This window comes from Alteromonas infernus (assembly GCF_902705815.1).
This window is the reverse complement of record NZ_CACSIG010000008.1, coordinates 262,783-284,702: the sequence shown is the minus strand read 5'-3', so window position 1 is coordinate 284,702 and position 21,920 is coordinate 262,783. Positions and strand designations below refer to the sequence as shown.

The window sequence follows — 21,920 nt, the reverse complement described above, 5'->3', positions numbered from 1 at the left end:
TCGTTATGTAAGGGCTGCTTTAATATACATAGCAGCCCTTGTTGTATGTTAAAACAATCGCTTCTACTTAATCTGGATAATTCCCTTTTTCATCGGCCACAAAAAAAGGCGTCGAATACCAGTAGTAGCGCCCGGCCTGTGTATTAGATGGTGCCGTGCAGTTAACCCGTGACCGCCCTACGGGGAGCATTTCATTTACGCTAAAGGTCAGTACGTTACCTTCAATATTTGTTTCTATTGGCTTGCCGCTAAAAAAGCAATTTACCTGAGAAAGGCGCACATCGTCACTGTCGATAGTAAGGCTAATAGGAGAGGTCAGCCTTCTTTGAGTCATTCGTGGGTTCTGATGAGTGGTATGTGTGACTGGCATAGCTAGACTGTTTAGCTTGGTTTTAAGTGTAGCTAAGTTAGCGTAGGGGCCCGCCGCGGGGAAACGTGGGAGGGCCTGCATATCGCTGTTAGGGCCTACCGCTCCCGAGTGTTGTCCAAACCCTACATAACCTTCAGCTTCAAGCTTATTGGCGAGCGCCGTATTGTATTCGCCAAATGGGAAGGCCAAATATTTAAGGCTGATATCCAGCCTATCTGCTATCTTCTGTTCTGCACTTTCAACGTTTTGCCATACGGTATTGAGCCATGCGCGCTCGCCCATTTCCTGCTCACCATTTAGCATGTGTAAATGGTCTAGGGTGTGATTGGCAAACACAACGCCGTCGTTATGCATGGCAACGACTTGCTCCCATGTTAACTGCTGCGGGCCTACGCCAATTTCATTGGGGTTAATAAACACAGTATAAGGAAAATCCATTTCGGCGAGAATTGGGTGAGCATTGTCTAAAATATTGGCATAGCCATCGTCAAACGTAATAGCGACAGCCTTTTCAGGCAGTGTGGTGTTGTTTTGTATCGCGGAAACAACGTCCTGAAGCGGCACTACTGTGTGGTGCGTTTCCAAGTATTCCATGTGTGATTTAAAGGTCTCAGGCGATATACTCGTGCTGGCAGGCGTTGAAGACGATACATGGTGATAAAGCAGAATTGCGGCGTTTGGGGTGGTGATTAGCGTTGAATCGCTGCTTGCCTCAACTTGATTATTGATATCAGCCGCAGGGGTTGCAGAGAGGGCTGGCGCGAAAAACAATACACTAAAAACCCCCATGAACATTATTGCTAGATATTTCACATTCGTGCGTTTCATCGTTCTGTTGTGTACCACATTGCTTGTTTTCATATCATCATCCATTGAGTGCCTGATCAAATTTAATAGCATGATAAACTCTTGTATGAACGCGTCTTTACCTGTTTGCTACTTAGATGAGCCAGTGCGCGTTTTAGTTATGCTGCGCCATAAGTTGATAGTATATAGCGAAACCAACCCCTACTGAGATCATTTATGTCCCGTGTCCAAGTAACTCAGCGCTCCTTTTTTGACGATCATACCCGTCTGTTAGCCCTAGCGCTTCCTATGATCTTAGCGAATATTACTACACCGCTATTAGGCTTAGTGGATACTGCGGTTCTCGGGCACATGTCGTTACCCGCCATGCTTGCGGGGGCGTCGGTAGGTGCGCTCATATTAACCCAAATATACTGGGTATGTGGGTTTCTTCGCATGTCTTCAACGGGGTTAAGTGCCCAAGCTAAAGGCGCGCCAAACAATACATTAGAGTCGGCGAAAGTTTTATGGCAAACGGTGGCCGTAGCCTTGTTGTTGGGGGGTGCCGTGCTTGTTCTTCAGTCCCCTATTCTTTCTGTAGGCTTAACCTTAACCCAGCCAAACAGTGACGTAGCCCTTCACCTTCAACATTACTTTTCGACCCGAGTGTGGGGGGCACCTGCTGCCATGCTTAACCTGGCATTAGTGGGGTGGTTAGTGGGGCAACAGAAAACGCGCAGCGTTATGACCATTCAAATTGTGGGGAATTTATTAAATGCCTTACTTGATGTGATATTTGTGTTTGGCCTGAACCTGTCTGTGGCTGGCGTAGCGCTAGCCAGCGTAATCGCTGAATATACCATGGCAATAATGGCGCTAGTGGTGGCTTTTAAACAGGTTGGAAGTGTAGCGGTAAGTACATCGTGGTTTAACCGCGCTGCCCGAAAAGTGTTGATGAAGCTAAACGGTGATATGCTATTACGCAACTTAGCACTGCAAGGCTGCTTAGCGTTCCTCACTATTCAAGGCGCCCGCTACGGCGAAACGTCGGCAGCGGTCAACGCTATACTTATGCAGTTCTTCGTTTTGATTGCTCTGGGGTTAGATGGCATTGCCTATGGTGTGGAAGCGCTGGTGGGGGAAGCCAAAGGGGCTTCAAATACGGCCGAAATTAAACGGCGTACTTATCAAGGGCTAGTTTGGTCGAGTATTTTTGCCCTTATCTATAGCCTGATATTTTACGCAGCAGGTGAAGCCATTATTGAGCTACTTACCGAGCATGGTGGCATTGTAAGGGCAGCACTGCCCTACCTTAGCTTGATGGTTTTACTTCCCTTGTTGGCGCACTGGTGCTTTTTATACGATGGTGTATTTGTTGGCCTTACCCGAGCCAGCGCAATGCGAAATACTATGATAATAAGTGCGCTAGGCGTCTACTTCCCCGTGTGGTACCTCACCAAAAACCAGGGTAATGTAAGCCTATGGTATGCCCTACTTGCCTTTTTACTAGCTAGGGGCGTGACATTGGCTTGGAGCTTTTATCGGTTAGACAAGCGTGAAGAACTGGCGTCTTCTAACGGGTAGTAAAACGTATAACTAAGCCTGCAGATGGCAATGAAGCCTCGGCAGGCTTAATATTTTTAACCGTTACATCTTGACGATGTGCGTGGCACAAAGCTTATTGCCTGCAGGGTCTCGCAGGTAAGCAAGGTAAAGTTGGCGTTCGCCATTGCCTCGAATGCCTGGTGGATCTTCACATGGAACACCCCCATTCTCGCTTCCTACTTTATGCCACTCATCTACCAACTCTGGTGTGCGGGCAGCAAGGCCGAGTGTTGTGCCGTTACCATGTGTGGCGGCTTCACCGTTAATCGGTTTGGTTAGCGCCAAAATACCCTTTGGCGTGTAGTAGAATACTCGTCCGTGTTCATCAAACACCCCGGGCTCGTAGCCCAGTACGCCTAAAACGGCATCATAAAACTTCTTCGACGCTTCAAGGTCATTTGCACCTAACATAACGTGGCTAAACATAGTTGTGTCCTCTTTTTAAATCTGGGGTAAGCCCCATCGATCAAATAGGGTTAATAGACCCTCAATCACTTAATGCAATGTCGACGGCTGCTGATGCGTGAATAGCAGTGGTATCGAATAACCGAACTTGGGTGTGTTGCTGCTGTATCAATAATGCGATTTCCGTACAGCCTAAAATAATGCCTTCAGCACCTTTGCCTGCAAGTGCGTTAATAATCTCAATATACGCGTTACGGGAGTCAACACAAATCACGCCCTTGCATAATTGTTCATAAATTATCTTATGCACAATATCTCGCTGTCGTGCATTGGGCGTAATAACATCAATGTTAAAATTATTTTCTATGCGCGACCTATAAAAGGGTTGCTCCATGGTAAAGCGTGTGCCGAGTAGCCCGACTTTTTTAACGCTATGCTGTTGAAGCTCGTTACCTGTAGCATCGGCGATATGAATAAGCGGGACTGAAATATTTTGCTCAATGGTGTCGGCTACTTTGTGCATGGTATTGGTACAGATAACCAAGGCTTTTGCGCCAGCTAGCTCAAGGTTTCTGGCTTCTTGAGTGAGAATATCTGCGGTTTTACTCCAGTCTCCTCTATGTTGAAGCTGTTCTATCTGCGCAAAATCAACGCTGCTCAAAACGAGTTGAGCGCTGTGTAAGCCGCCAAGGCGGGCATTCACCCCTCGGTTTATTGCTTGATAATAACTGACCGTAGACTCCCAACTCATTCCGCCTAACAAACCAAGTTTTTTCATCATATCTACCGTTGCGTCATGGGTGTTTTAAACTAATCTACCTGTTTGGAGCTGCATTGACTACTTGCCATCTGAACTTTCATTTCATGCCATAACATCGTTATGTGTTAAGAAAGAGATAGCACTTTAAAAGAAAGTAGGTTGTGGCTTTTTGAAACTGTGCTGAGCCTAAGCTAATGCTGGTAAGGGCTTTTGATACGTCAAAGCGTGATTAAAACTTAGGTGGCGGCTTTTTATTTTTTAGAAACGAAAAACGCTGAATGAAAATACCGAAATAGCCCAACATGGCTAGGGCGAAGCCCACAAATAAAACGAGAAGGCTTAAATAGTAAAGCGTAGTGTGAAGGTGACTTGTGGTAAATAAAAGCAAGACGCCGACAACGAAAAGGGTGAGACCCATTTTAAATCGTTGCCAGCTTTTGTGTATATCTTGCGTTAGCATAAGGTTGAGAACCTATAACGGCTTGGCGTCGCCCTTAGTAGTAAGAGTGCTCACCTGCTTGGTGTTCTGTTGCATCGCGTACGCCATTTAGCTCGCCTGCAAACTGTTCAAGCATTTGTTTTTCAATGCCATCTTTAAGCGTTACATCAACCATAGAGCAACCGTTACAGCCACCACCAAACTGAAGTACAGCATAGCCGTCATCAGTGAGTTCGGTAAGTACAACTTGGCCGCCGTGGTTAGCTAGCTGCGGATTAATTTCCGACTCGATCATGTAATTAATACGTTCAATAAGCGGCGCATCATCAGACACCTTACGCGCTTTAGCGTTAGGCGCTTTTAACGTGAGTTGCGAGCCCATTTGGTCGGTTACATAATCAATTTCAGCTTCGTCTAAATACGGTGCGCTCTCTTCATCTACGACCGCGTCAAAACCGTTGAACGTTAAGCGTGTGTCAGTCTCTTCCACAGCATCTGGCGGGCAATAGGACACGCCACACTCTGCCGACGAAGTGCCTGGGTTTACGACGAATACACGAATATTCGTGCCAGACTCTTGTTTACTCAACAGTTTTACGAAGTGAGCCTGGGCTTCTTCTGATATAGTTATCATCAGCAAGTCCTACATATTTTGAAATTTAGATTATTGTAACAAATTTACCTGACTAAAACAGTCAGGTATTAATTAAATAAATTATTCCAGTAAATCGAATTTGTTGGGAAGCGTGCTTATAGTACTTACTTCTCAACCATAACAACAAGACGGGAAGCGCTATGTTAGCGAAATTGCATTACTCCGCCAAAAACAGCCGATTTAAATTTGCCGCATTATTGGCCCTCAGCTCATTTGCCTTTGGTGCAGCGATGAGCCATCAAGCATATGCACAGCAAGCCTTAAATTCAACGGTTACCCTTACGCCAGACGTGGGTGGACAGCCGGTTACCGCATACCTACCCGATAGCGTGACGTATAACCCGAATATCCCTACACCGGAATCGGTACTTGGTGCCAACATTGGCGAGTGGCATGTTCGCCACGACCAAGTCGTGAATTACATGAAGGTATTAGCCGAAAAGTCCGATCGTATCACCCTTGAGGAAACCGGTCGCACTCATGAAAATCGTCCGCTTTTGTTGTTGACTATTACGTCGCCTTCAAACCGCAAGAATATCGAAACACTTCGAAAACAGCACATTAACGCTATGGAAAGTGGCGACAAGGTCGGTAGCGACGCACCGCTAGTTTTCTATATGGGTTACAGTATTCACGGTAATGAACCCTCGGGCACAAATGCCTCGCTTGCACTGGCTTATTACCTCGCTGCTGGCGAAGGTAAAGAAATTGATGCCTTGTTAGACAATAATATTGTGCTGTTCGACCCGTCTTTCAACCCCGATGGTCTATCACGCTTTGCTCAGTGGGCGAATATGCACAAGGGAAAGCAGTTGGTTTCTGACAGTCGTCACCGCGAACATGACGAAGGCTGGCCCTCTGGGCGCACCAATCATTATTGGTTCGACTTAAACCGCGACTGGTTGTTATTGGCCCACCCGGAGTCGCAAGCACGTATTAAGCAGTTCCATAAATGGCGCCCGCATATACTGACCGACTTTCACGAAATGGGTACCGATAGCACCTACTTCTTTCAGCCCGGTGTTCGCTCGCGCAAAAACCCTTTAACGCCAGATGAAAACGTAACGCTAACCGAGGCCCTTGCGCAATATCATGCTGCTGCCTTTGACGAGCAAGGGGAACTGTATTTCACTCAAGAAGCTTTTGATGACTTTTATGCAGGGAAAGGGTCAACTTACCCTGATCTGCACGGCAGTATAGGTATTCTTTTTGAGCAGGCCAGTTCACGAGGTCACCTTCAGGACTCTATCAATGGCAAGCTTGCCTTCAAAGACACCATTGCCAATCAAATTACCACGTCTCTAAGCACCTTTAGAGGCGCATTGGCAAATAAAGCCGCAATTCTTGATTACCAAACTGGGTTTGTTAAAAGCACCCAATCGCTTGCTAAAAAGGACGAACATTCCGGCTTTGTAGTTGGTGTGTCAAACGATACTGGCCGCTTTAATGCGTTTATCGCGCTGCTAAATCAGCATCACATCCGCTATGAAGTGCTAACAGAAAACCATGAGGTGAATAAGGTTCGCTATAGCGCAGGTCAGGCGATATATATTCCCACAAATCAGCCGCAGTATCGTTTGGTTAAATCTATTTTTTCAACGCAAACGTCGTTTGAAAACAATACTTTTTACGATGTGTCCACGTGGAATTTAGCGTTAGCTTTTAACTTAGACTATGCGCCTTTGGACAAAGGCGATGCGCGCGGTCTCGAGTTAGGTGCTAGAGACACGCTAAAGCAAGCAACGCTAAATTCAATTCAAAGCGATGCTTATGCCTACGCATTTTCTTGGCAGCACTACTATGCCCCGGCCATGCTTCAAACCCTACTTGAAGCCGGCGTTAAAGTGCGTAGCAGCGAAAAGCCCTTTTCTGCCGTTCAGTACAATGGCAAAAATATCGCGCTGCAGCCAGGCAGTATCATTATTCCTAAAGGCTTAGGCCAGCCGGAAAATGTGGCGTTTATTCTTAAAAGCGTACAGCAACAGCTGCAGGTACCAGTATTTAGCCTTCGCAGCGGCTTAACGCCTACCGGAAACGACTTAGGCAGCAGAAGCATGAAGCCGGTAGCTTTACCACAGGTGCTTATTGTTGGTGGAGAAGGGGCCAGTGAATATGAAGCGGGTGAGATGTGGCACTACTTCGATACGAAGGTCGGCCTGCCTGCGAGCATTGTAGAGCAGCACAATGTGGCGAGGGCGCTAAGCGACCCCAGTGTAACCTACACCCATATTTTGTTTCCAAGTGGCCGCTATCACTTCTCTGATTCGGAAAACGAAAAGATAGAAGACTGGGTTAAAGCGGGCGGTGTAGTCATCGGACAAAAGTCTGCGCTGCGTTATTTCGCCGAGCATAAGTGGCTGGATATCGAAATGGTTAGCCAAGAGAGCATAGATAATGCGTTTGATGACAGTGAGCTTAGCTATAAGGATGGCGCCTCGCTTTACGCTAGAAAGTTAGTGGCGGGGGCTGTTTTTGAGGCCAATATCGATAAATCACATCCTTTATTCTACGGCTACGATGACGATACACTGCCAATGTTTAAAACCAACAATATGATAGTTGATGCCAGCAATTCGCCATTTGTCACCCCAGCGCGCTATACCGATGAACCGTTAATGGCGGGGTTTAGTGATAACGCTATGGTCGCTTTAATGGCAGAGTCTACGGCCGTTACAACGCAAAAAATGGGGCGTGGTGTGGTTATAGGCTTTACGGACAATACGCAATTTAGAGGGTATTGGTATGGCACAAATAAAATGCTTGCGAATGCGATTTATCAATCTCACTTCATTCGGTAATGCACGACGGCAGCAGTCAGTGTAAGCGGTAAGTGGGCGCTCACTAAGGTGGGCTATTTGGCCGCGCCGCTTACGCGTATTGAAATAAGCTGCTTTTCGGCGGCGGCGTGAACGCCGCTGCCCACACTTGAACCGTTATCTTCGGGTAGCGCATTTTTAACTGCTTACTCAGCGTGTTCACTGTTACCCCAGTGGTGAGTACGTCATCAACAATAGCGACGGTGAGGTCACGTCCGTTTTTCTTGTGTCCCAGAGCCTTGATTGAGTGGTCTATGCAGGAGGCCGATAAGTGAAATACGCGGCTTGCATTTTCTGCCCTTGCTACTCTAGATAGGTGGTGCTGTACACTCAATCCCTGTCTTCTGGCCCATTGGTGATCAATCGGGATACCAAATGTATAGCTAAGCTGATGGCTTAATACGGCGGCTTGGTTGTAGTGTCGTGTGGCTAATCGCCATGCACTAATAGGAACCGGAAGGAGTAAATGAGGCACTGTTAGCGTGCACTGTCGCTTTTTATGGACAAACCAGTGACTTAACACTTTTCCTGCGGTAAGGGAATGCGTAAACTTCAACTGGTGAACCAGCGATGACATGGGCCATGTATGAAGCCCTAGCACACTAAGTGCATCGTAGTGGCTATGCTTGACGTGGCCTGCAACAGGGCCGTAGTGAAGTAGATTACTTCCGTGTAACCGCTCATCGAAAAAAAAGATGTCATCTTCACACCAGTGACATACTGGCGCAGGACTTGCCTGATAACATAGCAAGCATGAAAGGTTCATAGTGTTGATTCCATCAACTTCCTTGAATTGTCGAACGTCGACCTATTTTCATCATTACGTGTAGTCTCAAAAAACACGTTACAGCCAGAGGAGGTGTAAATGGAAAGTTTGCATACAAACGGCGAGCTTGTCACCCGTACAAAGGGTACAGGCGTAGATCTTGTATTTCTTCATGGATGGGGGATGAATAGCGGTGCGTTCACATCCTTCCTTCCCTACTTAAGCGATAACTTTCGCGTGACTACTATTGATCTTCCCGGGTTCGGAGAGAATGCGGGTATCGTTCCTTCCCCGTATAATGCAGATTCGCTGGCGCAGGCTGTAGTGAATAAACTACCAGAGCGATGCGTCGTGGTTGGCTGGTCTTTAGGTGGGTTGGTTGCGCAGAAGCTTGCCCTATTAGCGCCTGAAAAACTTACCGGTCTCGTCACCATCGCCTCAACGCCGCGTTTTATTGCAGGGCCTTGTTGGCCTGGTATTGCAGCCGATTTACTCTCTATGTTTGAAGCGCAGCTTGAGAAAAACTATCAAAAAACCCTAGAACGCTTCTTGGCTATCCAAGCGATGGGAAGTGAAACCGCTAAGCAGGATATTAAAGCCATTAGGGAACAGGTAACCCAATTCCCTGCTCCTGCGGAAGAAGCGCTTAAAAAAAAGGGCTTCGCATGTTGTCTACCGAAGATATGCGACAAGATGTGGGGCGCATAACTGTGCCAACACTGCGCCTTTACGGAAGATTAGACAGCTTGGTGCCGACTAGCGGAATTGACAGAATATGTGAGCTGCATCCGCAGGCTGATACGGTGGTGTTGCCTCATGCTTCTCATGCACCATTTATTTCCCATCCTCAGCAAACCGCTGACATCCTGTTTCGTTTCATGGCAGGTATTTACCAGCAAAAGGCATCTTAATCTGATTGGCATGAATTGCGCTCCTGACTTTTATAATCAGGAGCTTATTTCGTACAGCTTCCTTTAAATTGGGTAAAATAAAAAGCACCTTCTGACAAAGGTTTAATACGCTGCGTTAAGTCTTAGCTTTTCATTTGTGTAAAAGTGGTCAATAATTGCACATGAGAGAGTAGAGGTAGTGTATGACAGGTATTGACGGTAACAGTGCAAGTTCTGCATTTGTAGCGGCCCAGTATGGCTTACAAAGTGCTAGCGAAGGTATTTCGCAGGCGGCATCTAGTATTGCCCAACGTACAGCTGAAGATGCTGTGGCCCCAGCGCAGCCAATCCAGCCCAATACGGCTGCTAACGGCACCAACAACACCTCATCTAGCGCAACACGATTGACAGATGATCTCATCGCGTTGAACGTAAATGAGCGAAACGCGCAAGCCTCTGCCAAAGTGCTAGGCGTAGCCGACGATATGCTTGGCACTATTATCGACGTTCTGGCGTAACGGGAGCGCTCACGGTGAATATAATTACACCTATCCTTAACGCCATTGCCTATCCCACCGCTAACATCAATACCGAGTCTGCGCGCAGAGACAATGTGCAGCGTGAAACCATACCTCAAGCATCAGATGCTGAGCAAGGTGCGTCTCAGAAAGGGCTGGGGTCTGAAGCTGACAAAGCGAAAAGTCCAGGACAACCTCCTGCTCCCGTTACCTATGAACGACCGCAAATTCAATCTGAACTGCAAGCAGCATTTCAAAATGTATTTGGGCAGGAAAAAGATAATGCTCAGGATGAAAGTGCGGGTAAACAGAACGCCAAAGACCAGCAGCAATCTGACCAGTCAACACAGCAAGCACAGGAAGAACAACAAGAGCAGCAAGACGCCGCGGAAATTGAGCAGCTAAAAGCCCGCGATCAGGAAGTAAGAGTCCACGAACAGGCCCATGCTTCAACGGGCGGCCAATATGCTGGTGCGCCTCAGTATGAGTATACAACAGGCCCAGATAATAAGCGCTATGTGACCGACGGCGAGGTGTCTATTGATGTCTCAGAAGAAAAAACGCCAGAAGAAACGTTGAAAAAGATGGAACAAGTGCGAGCTGCCGCTCTCGCGCCCGCTGAGCCTTCTTCACAAGATTTAAAAGTAGCGGCAGAGGCATCTCAAAAAGCCACTGAAGCTCGCAGCGACATTGCTAAAGGGCAGCAAGCCCAAGGCAATGATACCGCTCAAAGTGCTTTAGATACGAATATTGATAGCAGTATCACACCACAAACTGATATTGCACAAGAAGCTGGCTCTGTCACCAATGAAGATATACCGACCGACTCAGCACCGAACGCTGTGCTATCGTCCCAACCCCAGTTTGCTGACTCTACTTCAAGCGCGGGTAGCGCCAATGATGATTCTCAGTTTATGCAGGCGAGAATTGGGCGTATTCAAAGTGCTTATTTACAGGCGTACACGCCATCTGCTGAAGGCCTTTCGCTTCAGGCTTAAGCACCTGCACGCTTCACTGACATAACTTCCACGTACACGTGCTTTTTACTGCAAATACCGCCCGCTTCAATAATCTAAAATTGCTTTGGTAAAGGGGTATTTAGGGGAGCCACCGGTAATATCGGTAAGCACTGAGTTCATGGTGTCTACGTCGCTATCAAAGCCACCGTGTGAGGTCGCCGCGGTAGAATCACCTTCTTTCCCTTCACTATACTTGAACGTTACATTAGCAATTGGCGCATTAAAGGCCGCCATACCTAGTAATGGCATTGCCGTTTTCGACTCAAAGGCATTCGATACGAGATAAAGCAGTGATTTTTGGTAAATACGCGCCACGTGGTCGTCTTTCTCTAAAGGCCCGGATAAGTTATAAACCGTTGTTGAAGCAATATGCTCACTTTCAATTAGCGGAGCCAATGTTTCATTAAACAACGGATAGCTTATTGCCGGCGCCATTAAATGTAGACTATCTACTTTGAGCGTTTCATCAATTTTAAATAGACGAGCAAGGCTATGAGCTTGAAAAATAGAGCCCGCTGAGTGACCCACTATGTGAAGTTGAATGTGCGTGCTATTTTTTAAATAGTCGGCCAGTCGGGTTAAGAAATAGGTACCATCGGAAGTGACGCGGGTGAAAGGCGTACAGGCATCCGACTTCATTTCTCGCCATAGAGCGCCGCCTACTTTTCTTGTAGCCCACTCTAAAATACGGTCTGTGTAATCAGTAAACGCGCCAACTTTGTTACTCAGTTCTTGGTTCTTAAAGCCTAAAATATCTTTTAATTCTTCCAGCATGCCGGTGTCATACATAAAATGTATGGGATATACCTCGTTTTTAAGAAAGGTATCTTTCATGGCGGCAATACGCTTAGCCGAGGCCTTTATGCTATTTAGCCCGCCGTGGGCGTAAAGCATTACGTGCTTATGTTCACTTTGAGATAGTTTTTCAATAATGGTGTCGACGTGATTTTTATTGCTCCAATACTTGCTGGTTGTATCGAAGTGCCCGTCGTCGAAGTGAACGAAATGATCTTGAATACTCACCCGCGGCGTAGAGCGCGAGAATAGCCCTTGTGCAATAGAGCGAGTGGCTTGGTGAAAGGTGCCAGTGCCGGCAATCGGTAGCGCTAGCTGCACTACCCACGCATCCATTACATTTAGCGCCCAATCGTCGTAGCGCCAAAGGGCAAGCCCAGATTTCTTCCAGTCAGCGCCCCATGAATTTTGAATCCAAAAGCCTTCGTCGTTATAGCCAACGATGGCAAAAGCATGGCCGCCCATAGGTTCTGGTCTAAGGGTGATGGTATCGCCTTCGCAATTGTTCCAGCCTTCATGAATTCTGGCGGAGACAAAAATAACACCCACTTCATTAAGCGCAGCGTGGAAATCACTAATTTCCCTTTCAATGCGATAGTAGGCCCCTAGCCTGTGATTGCTTGCGTTATTGGCGATAGCAAGTGACATTTCAAACTCATTGCTATGGGTAATGTCTTCGGTAAGTGAAGCATGGCAAACACCGCTGTTATACCAGCCCTTAATTGCGCCGCGGCAGCTAGAACCCTCGTAGGCTTCACCGAGCCATTCATCATGACGCTTTGCCATGGCATAAAGCATCCACGGACTTACGGTCTGTTTTCGACCCTGTTGGCGGTAAATGAAGTTAATAGTGGCAGCAAGGGCGAACCCCGTACATGCCCCGTCTTTGCCTTGATCTAATATGACAAGGTTACCTGGCGGGTCGATAAACGGCTTAAGTGGAGTGAGGTTTGGTTGATAGTAACGGTCCCTAAGATCGGGATAGTCAGCGCTGACATTGAGTGTTTTTTGTGAAACAGGCGAGTTCATTATATCGTCCTTTGATTGCTAGCGTTTCGTTGTCCGAAAGTAGAGCCTTAGAAACAAAGGCTTTGGTCAAAGGCGCAACATTACCCTCGCTATACGTCCACAGCATACGAATTTTGGTTGTAGTGCGACCAACACCTTTCATCATTTCGGTGCTCAGTGCGCACACGAATTACCTTGCGCGGTTAATAATGTAGCAAAAATAACAGGCCTAATGGAAGCGGGATAAAGGTCTGAAATAAACACAGTTAATACAAACAGACCGTCCGTAGCTGCCGCCTTTGGGCAATTGCGCGCTGTGATGCTACCAATAGGGGGGCGTTTAAATTCAAACGTTGCAGGCTGTATTGTTGGCACAGGGGCGTCAGCATCAATAGCACCTTTAGGTAGGTGACGCGTTCCAATGTATGCGGCAATATACGTGCAACTCATAACCAAGACACAGCTTTCAAGACACAGGTTTTAAGACGGACGTCACAATTACGAAACAACATAACTTGAATCGTAAATGTCGTTATAAGTTTTTAGGAAAGTTGTCTGTATTATCATTGTTGTTTTTTTGGTAATGAGATGTGATTTATATGTTTAAAGTAAAGCCGTTGCTATTTTATTGCTTTTCGGTGCTAGCGACATCGTCGGTGGCCACCGCCGCTGACGTACAGATAAATATTGATGTTGATAGCCCAGGGCCGACACTGAATAAAAATATCTATGGCCAGTTTATGGAACATTTGGGCAGAGGCATTTATGAAGGCATTTGGGTAGGTGAAGACTCGAGCATACCTAATCAGGATGGTTTCCGATTAGATGTACTTCAAGCGTTGCGAGACTTAAAAGTACCATTACTGCGTTGGCCGGGTGGCTGCTTTGCTGATGAGTATCATTGGCGAGATGGGATTGGTCCGCAAGATAAACGCCCAAGAACAGTCAATAGTAATTGGGGAGGCGTTATTGAAGATAATGCGTTTGGCACCCATGAATTTTTTCAATTCGCAGAGTTGTTAGGCGCCCAGACTTACGTCAACGGCAATTTGGGAACAGGCAATCCGCGTGAAATGGTAGAGTGGCTGCACTACATGACTTCTGATGCAGATACATCGATTGTTCGCCAGCGCAAAAGAAACGGTCGGGATAAGCCATTTAAAGTGGACTACTTTGCCATTGGCAATGAAAGCTGGGGCTGTGGCGGCAACATGACACCTGAGTATTATGCTGACCTTTACAAGCAGTATTCGGCATTTCTAAAAGCCCCTGAAGACAATCAACCCAAGTTTATTGCCAGCGGTGGTACTGACGACCAAACGGAATGGACAAAAGTGCTCACCGAGAAAATAAAATCCTCGTGGAGTCTAAAAATGGATGCGATAAGCCATCATTACTACACACTTCCGACTGGAGATTGGAGCAATAAAGGTAGCGCCACTGTTTTCCCTGAAAACCAATGGTATTCAGCGATACAGCGCACATTGCAAATTGAAGCATTTATAAAGAAGAACCTAGCCGTTCTTGAAGAAATGGACCCTGAAAATAAAATTGGTTTTTATGTCGACGAATGGGGAACATGGTACGACGTAGATGAGGGGACCAACCCTGGCTTTTTGTACCAACAAAATACATTGAGAGATGCGATTATCGCGGGACTAAATATCCATGTTTTCAATCGTCACGCCGAACGTGTACAAATGACAGTGATCGCGCAGATGGTTAACGTACTGCAAGCGATGATACTCACTGATAAAGAAAGAATGATTTTAACGCCAACCTATCACGCGTTTAAAATGCACATTCCGTTTCAAGACGCGACCTATCTTCCTGTGAGTTTTAGCCAGTCACTATCAAACAATCACGGTGAGATAAGTATTCCAAGTATCAGCGCTTCAGCAGCCAAGGCACAAGATGGCAATACCTATATTTCTATTGTGAATACACAGTTGAATAAAGCAATTGAAGTCGAGCTTAATCAGGTAAAAAAAGTCAATGGGTTAGTATTAACCAGCGATAAAATGGACGAACACAATACCTTTGATAATCCGAACAATATTCAACCTAATGACTACGCCACAGACGTTAAAGATGGCAAGGCCTTCATAGTCGTTCCGGCAAAGTCTTTAATGGTACTTAATTTAGGCCAACTTTAAATAAAAAGTGCGGTGTGAAAAGGCCTGCAAAAGTAGTGGGACGCAAATTCACTTAGGCGTTCAGCTAACGCTTTAATTCAACATTAACGTTTTTTAAAAGAATAGAAAAAATTATGCAGATATTGACGATTAAACATGTTGCGATGACGGTAGCGAGTCTCGCCTTTCTTATGGGCTGCTCACCTAATCAACACGATTCAGTAAGCCTAGATAGTGAATCAGAGGCTGCTAAGCCGCAATCTATTGCTAAATTTAAAGCCTATACAAAGCGATTTGATGGTGAAATAAACATGTCTGAAAATCATGCCACTGGACACGTTGGTGATGTGTTTTTCACCCATTGGAAAGACGGCGGCAAAGCCTCGCTCAAACTAAGCCAAAGCGGAGAATTTGAAGTGAATTGGCAGGGCGGAGGATACAACTATGTGGGTGGCCCTGGTTGGCATTATGGAGATGTGAACCGTGAAATTGGCTATCGCTTTGACGAGGAGAGTGGCGCTAGTTACATCGCACTTTATGGTTGGGGTTACGACAAGAGTATGCCGCAAGACAATCCCGCTCACTTAGTTGAATATTATGTTCTTCAGCGCTGGACTTATGATCCTAGCCAAAACGGCATTTTGGGCAAAACTTTCGTGAGTAATGGCGTTGAATACTCAACATATCGGACTATTCGAGAGCAAAAGCCCTCTATAAATAATACGGCGACTTTTTACCAGTATTGGAGTAAACCGTCTAATCCCATGCCTTTAGGTAAAGACCATAAAATTATTTTTGCCGATCACGTTGCAGCTTGGGCTGATACAGGCTGGATTCTTCCTGATATGAACAATCTTGACGCAAGCGACGACCCTACATATCAAGTTATGGCGGTAGAAGTGTTTAACCCTGCAAAAGACGGTAAGGCGACCGGTAAAGTGTGGGATGCTAGTGCTCAACTTTAACTCAGCTGCCTAACCTGCGCAGGTGTAATCTTGTGTTAATTATCGACTTTGATTAGCCGATGCCGACGGTGACGCACCAATATTTTTAAAAGCGCTCGTCACCTGCTCCGGCAATACTATATTCACGTTTTTTGGAATATGGCGCTGTAATTCAAATCGCTTTAAATCAGGAGACAAGAAGACTGTTCTGGGGTCCCCATAAATCAATTGGCCATCGGCTTCATATTCAGCAGTGCTGCCTTGCAATTTCTCGAGTGTCTTTATCTCATAATTGCAGGGCTCTGATTTATCGGTAGACAGTGTTATCAGCGGCTGTTGGTTTTCAGGTTTAACATAAGCGTTTCCGTTAAGCTCAGCAAGCTGAGCGGTTTCGTATTGGAGGCATAAACTGTCCTCTTGATCTACACTGAGCAGAGGGCCTTGGTGATATGCATCTGCCGTCAACAAATTATTGCTTACGGTATGACCATCTCGCTCAAAAACATCGGGCCCTGTCTCTGGGTGCCAGCCAAAGTGGTCATCTGTCGCACTGCGTGCTGTTCTAGTAAATCGAAGCGTACTATTTAAAAACGTATTATGCGCAATATCGACGTTCGCTGAGTTTAATACCCACACACCTAGGTCGTTATTTACAAATACATTACCAACGGCTGTAATGCCATCCGATATTTCAAAAAACAATCCCGCCTGCGTGTTTTCAACATAGTTATTGATAAATAGGCCTTCGCGGTTTCCTACATCGTACCAGACGCCCTTTGATGTCGGATGATTAATAATTAAGTTATCCCGCACTGTTACTCTGTGCGTTTGATTAATGATTTTCACTGCAGAAACATAATATCCAGTGATATTCTCAATATCGTTACGCTGAATGATATTTTTTTCCAGTAAGACGTCTGAAGAACCAATAATGTAAATGCCTTCAGTGCTGGTATCAGAAATTAGAGAGTGTCTGATTACCAAACCGTCACCGCGAAAATAGCCTGCGACACGCGAACAATATGAAATGGTGACATTCTCTAGTAGCGTGTTCACGACTTCTTTACCATAGGTCGAAGGGTCGGCAACGCCTATTGGTTCATCTACCGGCTCATCTTCTGGTAAAAAGGTACGTTTACCTTCTATACCGATAGCTCGCCATGCGTATTGAGTGAACGTAATACCATAGATTTTAGGGCCAACTTTATCATTTTGCTTATTGTGGACGTTCTTCGCTGTGCGCAACAATGCCGTATCGTAAGCGGTGATTTCGATTAATTTGTCATCTGGATCAATACCGATGTAAACCAGCTGCTTTTCATAATCAATAAAAAACGTATTGGGTGTTATCTCATCGATACTGCCAGCCGACTGTAAAAATTCACCATCAATAAACACCATGTCATTATTAAAACGATGCAGCGGCGTTTTATCTATGTGGCGCTCCTGTCGCCACCAAAACATGGGTTTAGAGGGAAATAAGGTTTTCCAGTTCGTAACCCACACATTGTCTTGTTGCTTTTCCCACGTCGAGGCTACTTGAGTCCCTTTCAAAATGGGTTTTTCGTCTTTGTAGGGTTGTAACGTGATCCCTTGATTAAGTTTTAAATCGCCAGTTCGGTAAGTTCCACCTCTTAAAACTATTGCATCGCCTGTTACCACTCTACTTATTGCTGAATCAAGTGTAGTGGGCTCATCAAGTGTTAAGCCACTCGCATGGGATAGTCCTTCTGGAGATACAAAATAAATTGTCTTAGCGTTTGGAAGCGCATAGCTCTTTGAGATCGGTCCATAAGGTCCACCAGAAAATTGCGCTTTTGCAGGCATGACCGAACTGAGTCCAAAGGCCATGACGATGAGTCCGAGCCGGAGCCAAGTGTTCATAACAACTGTTCCTTTAATATTGATGAGTTAAAGAAAATCAGTATAGAGGTTAGTGAATAGCGATGAATCTATATTTACCGTATTAACAAATAATCGAAATGAGGTTAACAAATTCAGTAATATGTGTTGCTCCGCTTTCTACTAGCATAATTAAAAATCAATTCAAAAGTAGGAAAGAAGGGAACAAAAATGAGGCTAAAGCTCTTGTGCGGCAGTGTGTTTTTAATCAGTGCTTTAACAGTTAAGGGGCAATCATCTCCCCCTATGAAAATTAATGATTCAGAGTATTTTGAGGCTCCAGGAGCCAATGTGTTGGTATATAGCAACTGGTACGATGGGCTGTTTAGCGATTCAAAAATAAGTGGCATTGAAATTATTCAACACGGCAAGCGTATCGCCACTAATGGGGACGTCAGGCTAAATGATACTCCTGAACAGTGGGACAGTATTCCTACCTTCATCAAGCGCGATGTTGACCCAGAAAAAGGCGTCATTAGCGCATCACTGTATTATCCAGAACATAATTTTAATTTCAGCGTTAATGTTACATCGACGGAAGAGCAACTCAACATCAGCGTACACACTGATGCCCCTTTGCCCGAGGAGTTAGTGAGTAAGGCGGGGTTTAACCTCGAATTTATGCCTTCGGCATATTTTAATAAGGCGTTTGTCGCCGATGACGCAACTGGCACATTTCCGCTCTACCCCTCTGGATTAAAAGAACAAAACGATTTACAGGCGCCAACCCCGCTTGCGACGGGGCATCATTTAGTATTGGCCCCAGAAGACGCAGAACGCAGAATAAGTATTGAATCGAAACAGCAACCTATCTATTTGTATGATGGAAGAACAAAGGCACAAAATGGATGGTTTGTTGCCCGGTCGTTATTGCCAGCGCATAAAAGCGGTAAAGTACTTGAATGGTCTCTTAACGTCAACGGCAAAGAAGATTGGCAGCGGACACCGATAATTGGGCACTCTCAAGTAGGCTACCACCCTAATCAAAACAAAATTGCGGTTCTTGAACTCGACCCAAAACATGTCATAGGCGAGAACACGGTTTCCTTACTCAAAGTTATGCCTTCGGGCGAAAAGAAGGCAGTCATGTCTGAAAAACCGAGTCGTTGGGGACAATACAAACGTTATCAATATGCAAAATTCGATTTTTCAGCCGTACGTGAAAATGGTCTTTATCAGCTTAGGTACAATGCAACAACCACTGCTCCGTTCAGAATTAGTAATGATATTTACGACAACGCTTGGCATCCCACACTGGACGTATTTTTCCCGGTTCAAATGGACCATGTTCTCGTGAATGAAGCGTATCGAGTTTGGCATGGAGCTTCACACTTAGACGATGCTTTGCAGGCACCGGTAAACCACACGCATTTTGACTTATACGCTCAGGGGCCGACAACTGACACACAATTTGCGCCTTTAGAGCATGTACCAGGGTTAAATATTGGCGGATGGTACGATGCGGGTGACTACGATATTCGTACGCAGTCACAATACAGGGCCGTACTAGGGCTTGTTGAGGTTTGGGATCAGTTTACGCCTAAACGCGATACTACCTTAGTTGATTACAACCGAAAATTTGTTGATATTCATGTTCCAGATGGCAAACCAGACATACTTCAGCAAATTGAACACGGTACATTGGCACTGCTTGCACAACACCGAGTTTTTGGCAGAGCAATAAATGGCATCATCGTGCCTAGCATCTCCCAATATACTCATTTGGGTGATGGCATCACCATGACCGACAACATGGTATACGACGCCACAATGACGCCGTCGCAAGCGGATGGCAAGCACAGCGGTATTCCTGACGATAGATGGGTATTTACTAGCCGCTCTTCCGCCGTTAATTATGGTTCTATTGCTGCTTTAAGTGCTGCTGCTCGAGCAATACGAGAATATAACCCTAAGCTCGCTACAGAAGCACTGAAAAGAGCAGAGTTAGCTTGGGAGGAAGAGCAATCTCACCCGCCCTTTTTATTTCACCACGGCAATACCACAGGTGGGCGGCTTAATGCAGAGAAGCTTACGGCGGCAGCAGAACTATTGATGACCACGGAAAGTGAGCATTACAAACAAGCAATCAATACCCTTTGGCCAGAAGTAGAGGCGCATTTTGCGCAGCACATTGGTACTTTAATTCGATTAATACCTTTAATGGGAGAGAAATATAAGCAAAAAATTGCAGGACTGGCTAAAGACTATGTGAATGAAGGCAAACACATTACGCAAGATAGCCCGTTTAATGTCACTATTACCGAAGGTGGATGGGCAGGAAATGGACGAATAATACGCGATGCTATTCATCACTACTATTTGGTTAAAGCGTTTCCGGGGTTACTTGAGCCCGATGCTGTTTTTGATGGGTTGCATTATCTCTACGGGACACATCCAGATTCAGATATCTCCCTAGTCTCAAATGTAGGTACTGTCTCAAAAAGCGTGGCGTACGGTATGAATCGCGCCGATTTTTCATTTATCTCTGGGGGTGTTGTTCCCGGTATTTTAATAATTAAACCGGACCTGCCAGAAAATAATGAAGAATGGCCATTTTTCTGGGGTCAAAATGAATACGTAATAAATATCGCAGCGTCATATATTATGCTTGTGCATGCTGTTGATGACTTGCTGAGTAGCTCTGCGAAATAGCCCTAAAACGGGCTATTCTCAGTAGCAGATTAGCCCTGCATTTCTTCAAGCTCATTCCCCGCTGTTTCGCGAATAAACTTGATTACGAAGAAGATTGAAAGCAGTGCACAGGTTGTGTAAATACTGTAAGCGCCCGCTAAACCAATCCCGGTTAGCATCAGCGGGAAAGTCATGGTGACTGCAAAATTGGCCAGCCATTGTGCTAAACCACTCACAGCAAGGCCAGAGCCTCTGATTTGGTTGGGAAACATTTCACCTAGTAAAACCCACATTACAGGCCCCCAGGATAAGTTGAAAAAGAACACATAAGCATTTGCACTAATTAGCGCAACACCACCTAATCCGCCAAGAATTAAGTTTCCGTTGATGTCGCTAGTTGAGTTGACGAAGGTGAACACCATTAAGGCAAGCGAAATGGTCATTCCTATTGATCCAATGACAAGAAAAGGCTTGCGGCCCCATCGGTCAATAAAAAACATGGTGATAACGCAGCCTGCAATACTGACTGCGCCCGAAATAACGTTAATTAAGAGTGCATCACCTTCTGAAAACCCAACAGCCTGCCATAGCACCGCTCCGTAGTAAAAAACAACGTTTATTCCCACAAGCTGTTGAAACGTGGCTAACCCAATACCTACCCATATAATGGGACGTATGCGCTTTTTCGTTTTGTCGATTAAATCTGAAAAGCTTGGTTTGCGATCCTCTTTGACCAAAGATGCTTCAATCTCATGAAGTTTCCTGCGCCCCGACTCTTGACCATACAACTTTTGTAAAATGGTAAGCGCGCGTTGATTACTTTGTTTCATAACCAAAAAGCGCGGGCTTTCAGGAATAAATATTAAGGTTGCAAGAAATATAACGGCTGGACACAACTCTATCCAGAACATCCACCGCCATGCTTCATATCCCCACCAAAAAGTGGCTGTTGATACCCCCGCCATATTGGCTACCACATAATTACTGACGAATGCGCTAAACAACCCGAAAATAATGGCAACTTGCTGAATGGTAATAAGCTTGCCGCGTATAGTAGCGGGGGCAATTTCACTAATATAGGCGGGCGCGATCACGGATGCAGCGCCCACTGCCAAACCGCCTAGAACACGATAAACCACAAACTCGACAGAGCTTATTGCTATCCCCGATCCCCATGCACTCGCAATAAACAGTGAAGAGGAAAGCAAAAGCACAGTTTTTCGCCCGACTATGTCTGCAAGCCGTCCCGCTATGAAGGCACCAACTCCACATCCAAGCAACATGCTGGCTACGTTAAACCCTGTACCCACTGAATCAGAATTGAAAGCCAGTTTCAGCCCGTCAACCGTGCCATTAATGACACCGCTATCGAAACCAAACAGAAAGCCACCTATTGTAGCCACTACACTGATAAGAAAAATAAAAGTAAGGTTTTCTTTTTCTTTGATATCTTTCACAAAACTACCACCTAAAACT

General features: G+C 45.7%; 16 protein-coding genes and 1 pseudogene. 8 read left to right on the top strand and 9 right to left on the bottom strand.

The window, feature by feature from the left end; all coding sequences use genetic code 11:
* Positions 1–67: 67 nt before the first annotated feature.
* Positions 68–1,270 (bottom strand): polysaccharide deacetylase family protein, encoded by a 1,203-nt coding sequence (locus ACX5J7_RS03175; protein WP_341456311.1) that lies wholly within the window; start codon positions 1,268–1,270, stop codon positions 68–70.
* A 123-nt stretch (positions 1,271–1,393) separates the two neighbouring features.
* Between ACX5J7_RS03175 and ACX5J7_RS03170 the strand changes: the two genes are divergently transcribed.
* Complete coding sequence (locus ACX5J7_RS03170) at positions 1,394–2,740, top strand: MATE family efflux transporter (protein WP_333969945.1); 1,347 nt, start codon at positions 1,394–1,396, stop codon at positions 2,738–2,740.
* A gap of 63 nt (positions 2,741–2,803) precedes the next feature.
* Here ACX5J7_RS03170 and ACX5J7_RS03165 read toward each other — a convergent pair whose 3' ends face one another.
* From ACX5J7_RS03165 to nfuA, 3 genes are all read right to left on the bottom strand, one after another.
* Positions 2,804–3,187, bottom strand: coding sequence for a VOC family protein (locus ACX5J7_RS03165; RefSeq protein WP_012518745.1), 384 nt, complete (start codon positions 3,185–3,187; stop codon positions 2,804–2,806).
* A 61-nt stretch (positions 3,188–3,248) separates the two neighbouring features.
* Complete coding sequence (locus tag ACX5J7_RS03160; RefSeq protein ID WP_012520168.1) at positions 3,249–3,944, bottom strand: aspartate/glutamate racemase family protein; 696 nt, start codon at positions 3,942–3,944, stop codon at positions 3,249–3,251.
* A gap of 476 nt (positions 3,945–4,420) precedes the next feature.
* Positions 4,421–4,999, bottom strand: a complete 579-nt coding sequence (nfuA, locus tag ACX5J7_RS03155) for a Fe-S biogenesis protein NfuA (RefSeq protein WP_012518748.1) — start codon at positions 4,997–4,999, stop codon at positions 4,421–4,423.
* 161 nt (positions 5,000–5,160) lie between these two features.
* Here nfuA and ACX5J7_RS03150 point away from each other — a divergent pair, with 161 nt between their 5' ends.
* Positions 5,161–7,818, top strand: a complete 2,658-nt coding sequence (locus ACX5J7_RS03150; protein WP_341456310.1) for a M14 metallopeptidase family protein — start codon at positions 5,161–5,163, stop codon at positions 7,816–7,818.
* Between the two features lie 70 nt (positions 7,819–7,888).
* Here ACX5J7_RS03150 and ACX5J7_RS03145 read toward each other — a convergent pair whose 3' ends face one another.
* Entirely contained in the window at positions 7,889–8,602 is a 714-nt protein-coding gene (locus ACX5J7_RS03145; RefSeq protein ID WP_020744537.1) for a ComF family protein, read from the bottom strand.
* Positions 8,603–8,701: 99 nt separating this feature from the next.
* Here ACX5J7_RS03145 and bioH point away from each other — a divergent pair.
* From bioH to ACX5J7_RS03130, 3 genes and pseudogenes are all read left to right on the top strand, one after another.
* A pseudogene (gene bioH, locus ACX5J7_RS03140) lies at positions 8,702–9,513 on the top strand (pimeloyl-ACP methyl ester esterase BioH).
* A 182-nt stretch (positions 9,514–9,695) separates the two neighbouring features.
* Positions 9,696–10,010 carry a hypothetical protein gene (locus tag ACX5J7_RS03135; protein WP_020746878.1) on the top strand — a complete coding sequence of 105 codons (315 nt, stop codon included), beginning with the start codon at positions 9,696–9,698 and terminating at the stop codon, positions 10,008–10,010.
* A gap of 14 nt (positions 10,011–10,024) precedes the next feature.
* Positions 10,025–11,008: a putative metalloprotease CJM1_0395 family protein gene (locus tag ACX5J7_RS03130; RefSeq protein WP_012520162.1), complete on the top strand. Its 984-nt coding sequence runs from the start codon at positions 10,025–10,027 to the stop codon at positions 11,006–11,008.
* 66 nt (positions 11,009–11,074) lie between these two features.
* Here ACX5J7_RS03130 and ACX5J7_RS03125 read toward each other — a convergent pair whose 3' ends face one another.
* Positions 11,075–12,853 carry a C1 family peptidase gene (locus ACX5J7_RS03125; protein WP_012520161.1) on the bottom strand — a complete coding sequence of 593 codons (1,779 nt, stop codon included), beginning with the start codon at positions 12,851–12,853 and terminating at the stop codon, positions 11,075–11,077.
* A gap of 153 nt (positions 12,854–13,006) precedes the next feature.
* Positions 13,007–13,282, bottom strand: a complete 276-nt coding sequence (locus ACX5J7_RS03120; RefSeq protein ID WP_015068499.1) for a hypothetical protein — start codon at positions 13,280–13,282, stop codon at positions 13,007–13,009.
* Between the two features lie 149 nt (positions 13,283–13,431).
* Here ACX5J7_RS03120 and ACX5J7_RS03115 point away from each other — a divergent pair, with 149 nt between their 5' ends.
* Positions 13,432–14,988 (top strand): alpha-N-arabinofuranosidase, encoded by a 1,557-nt coding sequence (locus tag ACX5J7_RS03115; RefSeq protein ID WP_020745086.1) that lies wholly within the window; start codon positions 13,432–13,434, stop codon positions 14,986–14,988.
* A gap of 113 nt (positions 14,989–15,101) precedes the next feature.
* Entirely contained in the window at positions 15,102–15,932 is an 831-nt protein-coding gene (locus tag ACX5J7_RS03110) for a glycoside hydrolase family 11 protein (protein ID WP_197538210.1), read from the top strand.
* 39 nt (positions 15,933–15,971) lie between these two features.
* On the opposite strand, the gene ACX5J7_RS03105 is transcribed toward ACX5J7_RS03110, so the two are convergent.
* Positions 15,972–17,795, bottom strand: a complete 1,824-nt coding sequence (locus tag ACX5J7_RS03105) for a right-handed parallel beta-helix repeat-containing protein (RefSeq protein WP_015068496.1) — start codon at positions 17,793–17,795, stop codon at positions 15,972–15,974.
* Positions 17,796–18,104: 309 nt separating this feature from the next.
* On the opposite strand from ACX5J7_RS03105, the gene ACX5J7_RS03100 reads away from it, so the two are divergent.
* Entirely contained in the window at positions 18,105–20,465 is a 2,361-nt protein-coding gene (locus ACX5J7_RS03100) for a glycoside hydrolase family 9 protein (protein WP_498706076.1), read from the top strand.
* Positions 20,466–20,494: 29 nt separating this feature from the next.
* Here ACX5J7_RS03100 and ACX5J7_RS03095 read toward each other — a convergent pair whose 3' ends face one another.
* Complete coding sequence (locus tag ACX5J7_RS03095) at positions 20,495–21,901, bottom strand: sugar porter family MFS transporter (RefSeq protein ID WP_015068494.1); 1,407 nt, start codon at positions 21,899–21,901, stop codon at positions 20,495–20,497.
* Between the last annotated feature and the right edge of the window lie 19 nt (positions 21,902–21,920).

Coding starts and splice junctions, on each gene's coding strand:
- ACX5J7_RS03175 (WP_341456311.1), bottom strand. CDS start 1,270: ATGCTATTAAATTTGATCAGGCACTCAATGGATGATGATATGAAAACA.
- ACX5J7_RS03170 (WP_333969945.1), top strand. CDS start 1,394: ATGTCCCGTGTCCAAGTAACTCAGCGCTCCTTTTTTGACGATCATACC.
- ACX5J7_RS03165 (WP_012518745.1), bottom strand. CDS start 3,187: ATGTTTAGCCACGTTATGTTAGGTGCAAATGACCTTGAAGCGTCGAAG.
- ACX5J7_RS03160 (WP_012520168.1), bottom strand. CDS start 3,944: ATGAAAAAACTTGGTTTGTTAGGCGGAATGAGTTGGGAGTCTACGGTC.
- nfuA (WP_012518748.1), bottom strand. CDS start 4,999: ATGATAACTATATCAGAAGAAGCCCAGGCTCACTTCGTAAAACTGTTG.
- ACX5J7_RS03150 (WP_341456310.1), top strand. CDS start 5,161: ATGTTAGCGAAATTGCATTACTCCGCCAAAAACAGCCGATTTAAATTT.
- ACX5J7_RS03145 (WP_020744537.1), bottom strand. CDS start 8,602: ATGAACCTTTCATGCTTGCTATGTTATCAGGCAAGTCCTGCGCCAGTA.
- ACX5J7_RS03135 (WP_020746878.1), top strand. CDS start 9,696: ATGACAGGTATTGACGGTAACAGTGCAAGTTCTGCATTTGTAGCGGCC.
- ACX5J7_RS03125 (WP_012520161.1), bottom strand. CDS start 12,853: ATGAACTCGCCTGTTTCACAAAAAACACTCAATGTCAGCGCTGACTAT.
- ACX5J7_RS03120 (WP_015068499.1), bottom strand. CDS start 13,282: ATGAGTTGCACGTATATTGCCGCATACATTGGAACGCGTCACCTACCT.
- ACX5J7_RS03115 (WP_020745086.1), top strand. CDS start 13,432: ATGTTTAAAGTAAAGCCGTTGCTATTTTATTGCTTTTCGGTGCTAGCG.
- ACX5J7_RS03110 (WP_197538210.1), top strand. CDS start 15,102: ATGCAGATATTGACGATTAAACATGTTGCGATGACGGTAGCGAGTCTC.
- ACX5J7_RS03105 (WP_015068496.1), bottom strand. CDS start 17,795: ATGAACACTTGGCTCCGGCTCGGACTCATCGTCATGGCCTTTGGACTC.